Origin of the sequence: Bradyrhizobium yuanmingense (assembly GCF_029167105.1) — a bacterium.
GTDB classification, from domain to species: domain Bacteria; phylum Pseudomonadota; class Alphaproteobacteria; order Rhizobiales; family Xanthobacteraceae; genus Bradyrhizobium; species Bradyrhizobium yuanmingense_A.
Map to the genome: position 1 here is coordinate 1 of NZ_JARFML010000080.1, position 8,692 is coordinate 8,692.

Below are 8,692 nucleotides of genomic sequence, written 5' to 3' on the forward strand. Positions count from 1 at the left end.
GCGGTACGCGCAAGACCATGATCGTGGCGCTGGCGCGCAAATTGCTCATTGCGTTCTGGCGCCTGACGACGACAGGCGAAATACCTGTCGGGAGCAAGTTACGCCCGGTAGCATGAACGCGCGACGAGACACCTCAATTGGGGCTTGGCGAAGCAATCGCTGAACCCTGATACTCCGAGGTGGCGGTGACCCGCGCCACAACTTGGTCCATATGACCTCGCGGAAGAATGGGCCCGCTGCCCGAGCTTCGCTTGAGATGCGCATTGCTGCATCATGGTCGAAGATTGCGTTCGACCGCATACAAGTATGCGGCGCGATGGCCGCCGGATATTGCAAGCTCCCTCGGAATGTCTCTCAGTCGCGCCATGCCATGGAGTTCGTAATCTCTGATGACCATCCGGGCTTGAAGAAGGCGATCGTCAAGGTCCGTGCCTTCCCGCCTGTCATGCTCAGGCCCCAAGAGGATGGGCCACCCCTCTCCGCCGCCGTCGCTCGCCAGCGCTGCGCGTGGGGCAAGCGAGCGACGGTGGCTCCCAGGGGATGGCTTCGTCGGACCCCACGATCAATTTGCTGAAGCTCGATGCACACAACTGCACCCTCCGCGCAAGGAGAAGAGTCGCTAACTAAGGCTCTTGATAGGAGACACCCCATACAAGTTGTAGCCGGCGGCGGCCAGAACAGCATTGGTGGCATCGCCCTGGCGGTGCCAGAGATAGTTCCGGCCCATCCGATGTTCGGATTTGAGATGGCCGATAACCGGCTCGATGGCCGAGCGGCGGCGCATCTTGCGTTTGATCTTGGGCGTCACCCGCGGCTTCTGCCCTGAGATGAATACCTTGAACTTGTAGTTGGGTGGCGCATTGTGGCCGCGATAGCCTTTGTCGAGAACGAGGCGCTCGATGATGTTGCCGATCAGCGCCTCCATCTCCGGGATCACGGTCTCGAGTGTATGACCATCATAAGGGTTGCCGGGCAGCGCCTTCACACGGGTGATGAACTGGCCCCCTTTGGCGTGCGCCAGCGTCGTGGCGACGGAGACCTTGACCCCGATCTATGGACCACGCCCGCGTTGCAAGAGGAATCGACAAAGGGATGAAACGGTTTGCGCCAATCTATCCGGCTTCACTTTGGGGCTGTTGCTTCTGTCCTCAATAACTCGCCGGCCTCAAGAAGGGCCATGGAGTCGAACCAGGCTTCAGAAGTGTCGGTGGAACCGTTTCTCCATTCGTCCTTTCCGTCTCGCAAACCTCGGCGGGTTATTGTGCCTTCCGATCGGACCTTGGATCTTCCTTTCCGGCCCTGTTTCTCATGCGCTTCGGCCCAAGTGGCTGGCGTCGTAGTCACGGCCCTTTGTGAGCATGCTCCAGGCCATGCGCGCGAGTTTTGCGGCCAGGGCAACAACCAAGACATTAGAGTGGAGCCGCTTGGACGCTGCCTCCAACCAGGCTCCAAAGCCATGCCGCGGCCAACTCCGACGCTGCAGAAGAACGGCTCTCGCACCTTGAATGAACAGCGTCCGCAGGTACCGATTACCGCGCCTCGATATGCGCCCGAGGATGGTTCGATCACCGGTCGAGATTTGCTTCGGTACCAGACCAAGCCATGCGGCGAAGTCCCGGCCCTTATGGAAGGCATCACCGGTTCCGATGGCGGCGACCATCGCGCTTGAGATGATCGGCCCGACGCCGGGCGCACTCATTAAGCGGCGACAGTGTGGATCTCGATCAGCGAGTTCGTCGATTTCTTTCGTCATTGACGCGACCCGTCGGTCGAGATAGCGCCAGTCCTCGGCCAAGTCTTGAATGAGCTGGATCACTCGAGGTGATTAGTTATCCTTTGGCGCTGAGAGAATCTGAGGAAGTGCCAATCGGAGCGCTGCCGCTCCTTGCCGGACGGGCAGCCCTCGCTCAAGCAAAAAGCCTCGGATTTGATTGATGACCGCGGTTCTTTGCGTCACCAATCGACTGCGAACTCTATGCAGCGCCTGCAAATCCAGTTGTTCGGCCGATTTCAACGGGACAAAGCGCATGGTCGGGCGCTGAACGGCCTCGGCAATGGCTTCGGCATCACGGAAGTCATTCTTGTGGCCTTTGAGATATGGCTTCACATACTGTGCCGGCAAGAGCCGTGCTTGATGGCCTATCTTCTCCAGTTTGCGCCCCAGGTGGTGTGCTCCTGCACAAGCCTCCATTCCGATCAGGCAGGCCGGAACATTCGCCAGCGACTGCTCAAGCTGATTTCTCGATTGCTTCTTGCGTAGGATAATTGCACCCGTGGTATCAAATCCCACCACATGGAATGTGTTCTTGCCCAGGTCGATACCGATCGTGACAATGTTCGTATGGGACATGGCTCTCGCGCTCCTCTCTTGGCGGGGCTGTACGTTGCCCCTGTGAGCGGGCGTGGTCCATGCCATTAACTCATAAGGCGCGGCTGCTTTACCCTTGCCGATGCACCCCACCTCCGGGGCGTAAAAGGAATAAAGCTTCCAGCCGCGCTGGCGCTGCTGCTGCGAGCGGATCTGCGAGGCCCGGCTGAGCGGGAGGGCGAAGGCGTTCTCGAGCACGGCCTGACCTTCGATCTTGCGGCGGATATCGCGGATGATCCGGCCCAGTCGGCTGCGCAGGATGCGCAACTGCCGCTGATGCCGCTTGAATTGCTTGGCATGGCCGTAGCGCCCCGCCATCATCGCCGCGGTCTTGGCCATGCGAAGATAGGACTGCCGCAACTTGACCCGATGCTTCCTCGCCAGGCGATTGAGCCCCTTGATCGCCGCGTGCAGCAGCTTGGCATCCGTCGGGAAGGTGATGGCCTTCGGCTGCACGGTGGTATCGACCGTGACCCGCTTGAGGTTCTGGCTGCGTAACGCGCCGGCCTCGGGCGCCACCCGCAAGCTCTCGGCCAGCAACAGCTCCAGCTTGTCGCCGAGCCGCTTGCGCCAGTGGCTCAGGTCCGAGCGCTCGTGCGGGAACGCGTGCTGAAAGAACTCTTCGCCGGTGAAGTACTGGAAATACGGATCGTGCACCCAGCGCTCGCACACCCCCTCATCGGACAGGCCGTAAATGTGCTTGAGCAGCAGCAGCCCGATCCTGAAGCGGGTAGCGATGCCCGGCCGACCATTCTCGCTATAGAGCGGCGCGATCTCGCCGTCGATCCAGTCCCAATCGACCTTGCCGGCGAGTTGAACCAGCTCATGATTCATATTGATGATCTGGTCCAGCCTGGCCCGGAACACCTGCACCGAGACTCTAACTGCCGCTGGATGAAAATTCACTGGCAGGTCAGCGGTTCAGGTTCCGTCCATCGCCTAAGATGAATCTTAGCCAATCAATAGTAAGAATTTTACGTCGAGCGAGTGTTTGCCGATCGCCACCCAGGTGCGGCGAAAGAGGCATCAACACTTTGTCGCGATCTTTGAGAGCTGCCGCTGTGCCCGCTGTTTATTCGCGTGTGCGCGGTCTTCGTTTCATGACAGGAATGTGGCCGTGTCAACGAGGCTATTCAGCGCCTGTTCGACGCTGTCAAAGCTAAGCTATCCCATCTGGTAGCTCCTCAAGCGACCCCTCCGATATAATGTCGTTCTTCAACTAAGGAAGCGGTCGAGCCGCGCGTAAAGAGTTCAGCGTAAGCTGTCGTCAAAGCGCCTGCCATGCTACTCAGTTAAGCCGAGGGCTCTGCATGCTTGGCAAATGAAACGAGAATCACATGCCACAGCGGAGCCCACTCTCTGAAAATGGTCGGCCGACCGTGCATTTTCGGAACACCTCTTACATGATCAATAAGAGTCGTCCCTATTTCGATGCAGCTCATGAAGCTGGTGTCATGGCCGTCCATGGACGTTCCACGACCGGACGCGCCTTTGCTTTGGGCTCCGGTCCACTTGATGGTCGACCGGAAAAAATTGATTTCGTGCGATGTTCATATCTTGGCCTGGACAATCATCCGCTTATCGTCGCTGGCGCGATCGACGCGATTGAGGCGCATCGGTCGTTGCACTGGTCATGCGCACGAACGCGCCTCAATTGCGATCTCCTGGCGGAGCTTGAGGCGACCCTGTCGGAGATGTTCTGCGCATCCGTGCTCGCCTTCTCCACTGTCATGCTCGCCAATCTGGGTGCGATGCCCCTCCTTTCCTCAGGGCAATTGACGGGCGGAAGGAAGCCGCTTGTCGTATTCGACCGCCTGGCGCACATATCCCTGGCCTATCACAAGCCAGTGGTCGCTGACGAAACCCGTCTGGAAACCATCGAGCACAACGACATCGACGCTCTCGAGCGTTTGTGCCGCGAACATCCAGTGGTTGCTTACGTATGCGATGGTATTTACTCCATGGGGGGGAACGCGCCCATCAAAGAATTGCGACAACTCCAGGAGCGGTACGGGCTCTTTCTCTATGTCGATGATGCTCATGGAATATCGCTCTTCGGACAGCAAGGTGAAGGATTTGCTCGATCTCAATTTCCGCAAGTGCTGGGTGACCGCACGATCATAGTAGCGTCGCTGGCTAAGGGCTTCGGCGCATCGGGCGGCATGGTGATGCTCGGAACGGCTGACCAAGAAGCTCTGTTTCGACGGTACTCCATTCCTTATGCGTTTTCGGTGCCGCCCAATCTGGCGGCGCTTGGTGCGGCGCTTGGCTCATGTAAGATTCACTGCTCCGCAGAACTCGGCGATCGGCAAAGGCGGTTAACGCAGCGTATTAAGCTCTTTGATCGTCATGTTGCAACCGCCCAGCAAGGAAATTCATTTCCCATCAGAATGATTGCAATAGGATCGGAAACCAAGGCGATTGCAATCACCAAAGAGCTTCTCGATGCTGGCTTCTACACTTCGGTGACGTTCTTCCCGACCGTCGCGCAAGGAAAGGCGGGGATTCGAGTGTGCATTACGGCCGATCATGAAGAAAAGGATATTGCGCGGTTGTGCGACTGCATCTTGGATGCAGTGGCAGAAGTAACCGGAAAGCCATACCCTCTTCGGTGATGTGATGGTTCAGCCGATGAATTCCTGTAACTGCCCGGTACGGTTGCTATCAGCTTGTACCGAGAAGGCTGATTAAAGGTACCGCTCCGACGAGGACCGTCTTGCGTGACGGGTGGTAATTCGCGAAGCGTGTGACCTTAGGTCTAGCTTTAAGGTCATCAGGCGATGCGGGTCGAAGTTTTGGGCGGGCTCGAGCGGCGGCGGCGTTGGTCGCAGGACGACAAGGCACGGATTGTCGAGGAGACGCTGGCACCGGGCGCGAAGGTAACTGAGGTTGCGCGGCGCAACGGAGTAGCGGCCAGCCTGGTGTTTACCTGGCGTCGGCAAGCACGGACATCGGAACAAGTTGCACCATCTTTTACGCCGGTGCAGATCGCCGCCGTAGCGGCCTCGGCTGAAGAAACTCCGAAGCTTTTGCCTACGGTTGATGGCCGAGTGCGCTCGGCGGCAGCCGCGCGTACTGGATTGATAGAGATCGATCTCGGCAACCGACGGTGAATCCGGGTGGATGCGCACGTCGATCCGGAGGCGTTGGCGCGGGTCCTCGATGTGCTTGGACGCCGATGATTTCTGTACCAGGGAATGTGGGAGTGTGGCTGGCTACAGGCTACACGGATATGCGCAGAGGCTTTCCATCGCTGACCCTCCAAGTGCAGGAGGTGCTGCACAAAGAACCGCTCAGCGGTCATTTGTTTGTCTTCCGCGGTCGCCGTAGCGATCTTGTGAAGGTAATCTGGCACGATGGTCAGGGAGCCTGCTTGTTCACAAAAAAACTCGAGAGAGGAAAGTTTATCTGGCCATCGGTTGCCGGTGAAGCGGTAACGATCTCGCTGGCGCAGTTGAGCTACCTGCTCGATCACCCATGTTGATGCACCTCGTTGCAAGGCTGACAGATTCTTAGATCAAGTTGCGCAATGACGTGGCTTCGAAGGTCTCGGACAGCGTCAAGAAGGGATGGTGTATTCGGGAAGAGATAGGCGCCGCTTGGCTGGCGATCAATCAGCAAACGCTTACTTCGGATCTGTACATAGAGCCAGTTCACCGGAATCTCGAGCCTTCGTGCCAGTTCGGGCGGGCTGAGGAGTGAGTCGTCATGCTCCCATCGACTGCGCTGGGTAGCTACCTTGATGGCAGCAGCACGACGGAGCCGCCCAACGGTGATAGGCAGCACCTTATCGGCGCAACGCGGAGAGCGGTGGCCTTCTTGAGTAAGGATTGCGGCGATCTCGTCGTCTGGGACGCCGTCGCGGGCGAGCGCCAGCGAGCGCTCCCGCATCTCTGTGCCTCGTGTCAATTTGGTGACGGAGTCGACGCTCATCTTGACTTTGAGCTCCGTCACGGCGCCTCCCCGCCAGACGATCCTGGCCAGGGCCAAGTCGTGCTCACCACGGTCGAGCACGACCTTTTCGATGAGGCATCGCAACAAAAGCCTTGCGATGCGCGTCCGAGATAGTCTCGTCACCCCATATCTGCGGGAGGCGGCCGGTGAGGCTGATGACCTTGTCGTTGAGCTCCTTGCTTATGGCTACTTGCGTGATGGCTTTGGACGGCGTCTGTCGGGCAAGCGCTTCTTCGGCGGCGCGCACGTCGTTTAGCGCCGCTTCCCATCGGCGCTCGAGTTCCGAGGCGACCAGCCGATTATCTGGATCAGCTCGGTTGAACTGCCGTTCGGCGAGCGCAGCCGTGTACCGCTTGCGCTCGAGCTCTCGTTCTGCGCTGGAGCGTAACGCATTGTTCATCTGCTGCTGGACCCGGCGCGAACGCGACAAGGCATCGAGTTCAGCCGGCGCTAGTGCGGTCAGGAATGCATCGCCAACGGCCGCATCGATATGGGCGGCGCGGATGTGTTGGCAGGTTGGCTGACCTTCCTGCGTACGCAGGTAGTTGCATACATACTCGCCGCCGCCCTTATAGCGGACGTACATCTTATGGCCACATCGTGCGAACCAGGCGATGCCGTGGAGCAGAAGCTCGCCATTGCGAGGCGCGCCTCGGGTTTTGATGCGCATGTATTCGGCTCGGTTATCTCTGATGGCGGCCCGGATTTTTTCATAAATTGGCCAGTCGATATAGGCTGGATATCGATCTTTGACGACGATCCGCCAGTCCTCCATCGGCCGCGGAGCCTTTTGTGGCAGGGCGCCCTCCCGCTTCGCCGGCTGGAAGCGGGTTCGTCCATAGACGAAGGCGCCCGCGTAGGCGGGGTTCTTCAAGATGGCCGCTACAGCAGTCAGCGTCGCGCGCGTCCAGCACAAATCACCATACCGATCACGACGCGGCAGTTCCAGGTCACGCTCGTTCAACGCTCGCATGACCTTGGCAACGCTGCGCAGCTGCAGGAACAGCTGGAAGACGAGACCGAGCCGCCCTTGCACGGCCATGTCGGGATCCTTAACGACCACTCCGCTCGGGTCCCGCAATCAGTCCGATTGGCAGCATAACCGCAAGTTCGCCGCGTTCGGCTTTCACCAGCAGGCCGGCGGTCAGCCGGCTGCGGATCGTATGTAGCTCAAGCTCGGAGATCGAACCCTTCAGCCCGAGAAGCAACCGTCCGTTGGGAGTGCCCGGATCATAGACACCATCGCGGTCGGCGATCAGACAGCCACGCAGACCACAGATATCCAGGAGCGGATACCAGTCGGTACAATTACGCGCCAAGCGAGTCACGTCGATCGACAGGATGAGCCCCACTTCACTCAGACCAACACGGCCAACGAGTTCTTTGAAGCCGTTACGATGCGCTATAGACGCGCCGCTCAACCCGAGATCGGTGTCAATGACGTCGATGGCCGCCTCACGCCATCCGAGTTCGCAGGCGCGCTGGCGAAGCGCGTATTGAAGGCGCAGGCTCTCCTGATTGCTTACGACCTGGTGGGGCGTCGACTGCCGGATGTAGACTACGGCTTTGCGCGCCAAGTGGCTTGGTGTGACCAACTCGGACTTCATGAGGGATCTCCGCCAAAATCGCGGCGACGTCTTCGACGATCTGGCGTCGGAGCGCGGGCGTCAGCGTCGACCAAAGATCGGCTGGATCCATGCTCATGTGCGTCGGGACAATCCGCTGTCGACAAAAGCTCGAGTAGAGCCTCCATACTCAGCTTAATCTGATTTGCTTCTTGTCCATAATATTCGATTGCGGTTGCCTGAATTAGGAGACTGCTTCCCGTGCGAAACTCAACTTCATACGAAGCGGGAATGCCTCGGCCTCGCTGGCCGATCTTCCTGATCACTCGATATGAGCTGCCGTACAAAGGATGGTGGGGGTCTCGAACTTCGACCACCTCCGGAAATGATTCGTCAGACTCACTATTGGGGACATTCCTCAATTTCCTCGCTGTCCGGGATCGATTGGCGCAATCCGCAAGAAACCCAGCGTCCGACGCGGGTCGGATAATCGTTTTGGGTTTGAATCTGATGCTCGATCTGATTCAATGGCCTCATGACATCGAAGCCGAGCGATCTTCCGCCGGATCTCGCGAGCGCCTACCTTGCGCTGCTGGCCGAGCGCGAGGCGTTGCAGGCTGAACGCGATGTGGCGGTCGCGGATGCCGCCAACGCGCGGGCGGAGCTGTCGGACAGCGAAGTGCTGATCGCTCATCTTGAGCTACGGATCGAGAAGCTCAAACGCGAACTGCACGGGCAGCGCTCCGAGCGCACGGCGCGGCTACTTGAGCAGTTGGAATTGGAGCTCGAAGAACTCGCCACCACG

6 protein-coding genes and 4 pseudogenes are annotated in these 8,692 nt (G+C 58.9%); 4 read left to right on the plus strand and 6 right to left on the minus strand.

What is annotated here, in order from left to right; all coding sequences use genetic code 11:
- Positions 1-655: 655 nt before the first annotated feature.
- The 3 pseudogenes from P0R31_RS40035 to P0R31_RS40045 form a co-directional block, all read right to left on the minus strand.
- Positions 656-1,048: pseudogene (locus P0R31_RS40035) on the minus strand (IS5/IS1182 family transposase); the annotation flags it as partial.
- 258 nt (positions 1,049-1,306) lie between these two features.
- Positions 1,307-2,350, minus strand: a pseudogene (locus tag P0R31_RS40040) (IS110 family transposase).
- Positions 2,351-2,479: 129 nt separating this feature from the next.
- A pseudogene (locus P0R31_RS40045) lies at positions 2,480-3,202 on the minus strand (IS5 family transposase); the annotation flags it as partial.
- Between the two features lie 503 nt (positions 3,203-3,705).
- Between P0R31_RS40045 and P0R31_RS40050 the strand changes: the two are divergent.
- From P0R31_RS40050 to tnpB, 3 genes are all read left to right on the plus strand, one after another.
- Complete coding sequence (locus P0R31_RS40050; RefSeq protein ID WP_275520851.1) at positions 3,706-4,983, plus strand: aminotransferase class I/II-fold pyridoxal phosphate-dependent enzyme; 1,278 nt, start codon at positions 3,706-3,708, stop codon at positions 4,981-4,983.
- 165 nt (positions 4,984-5,148) lie between these two features.
- Positions 5,149-5,481, plus strand: a complete 333-nt coding sequence (gene tnpA / locus P0R31_RS40055) for an IS66-like element accessory protein TnpA (protein ID WP_275520853.1) — start codon at positions 5,149-5,151, stop codon at positions 5,479-5,481.
- A gap of 92 nt (positions 5,482-5,573) precedes the next feature.
- Positions 5,574-5,852, plus strand: coding sequence for an IS66 family insertion sequence element accessory protein TnpB (gene tnpB / locus P0R31_RS40060; RefSeq protein WP_343299374.1), 279 nt, complete (start codon positions 5,574-5,576; stop codon positions 5,850-5,852).
- Here the strand turns inward: tnpB and P0R31_RS40065 are convergent.
- The 3 genes from P0R31_RS40065 to P0R31_RS40075 are packed head-to-tail and all read right to left on the minus strand — an operon-like array spanning position 5,840 to position 7,929.
- Positions 5,840-6,322 (minus strand): hypothetical protein, encoded by a 483-nt coding sequence (locus tag P0R31_RS40065; RefSeq protein ID WP_275520857.1) that lies wholly within the window; start codon positions 6,320-6,322, stop codon positions 5,840-5,842. The two genes, tnpB and P0R31_RS40065, sit on opposite strands and share 13 nt — an antisense overlap.
- A gap of 43 nt (positions 6,323-6,365) precedes the next feature.
- Entirely contained in the window at positions 6,366-7,364 is a 999-nt protein-coding gene (locus P0R31_RS40070) for a recombinase family protein (protein WP_275520859.1), read from the minus strand.
- 10 nt (positions 7,365-7,374) lie between these two features.
- Positions 7,375-7,929 carry a recombinase family protein gene (locus tag P0R31_RS40075; protein ID WP_275520862.1) on the minus strand — a complete coding sequence of 185 codons (555 nt, stop codon included), beginning with the start codon at positions 7,927-7,929 and terminating at the stop codon, positions 7,375-7,377.
- A gap of 493 nt (positions 7,930-8,422) precedes the next feature.
- Between P0R31_RS40075 and P0R31_RS40080 the strand changes: the two are divergent.
- Positions 8,423-8,692, plus strand: a pseudogene (locus tag P0R31_RS40080) (IS66 family transposase); the annotation flags it as partial.

Excerpts from the sequence above, each read along its gene's own strand:
- P0R31_RS40050 (WP_275520851.1), top strand. The coding sequence starts at position 3,706 with ATGCCACAGCGGAGCCCACTCTCTGAAAATGGTCGGCCGACCGTGCAT.
- tnpA (WP_275520853.1), top strand. The coding sequence starts at position 5,149 with ATGCGGGTCGAAGTTTTGGGCGGGCTCGAGCGGCGGCGGCGTTGGTCG.
- P0R31_RS40070 (WP_275520859.1), bottom strand. The coding sequence starts at position 7,364 with ATGGCCGTGCAAGGGCGGCTCGGTCTCGTCTTCCAGCTGTTCCTGCAG.
- P0R31_RS40075 (WP_275520862.1), bottom strand. The coding sequence starts at position 7,929 with ATGAAGTCCGAGTTGGTCACACCAAGCCACTTGGCGCGCAAAGCCGTA.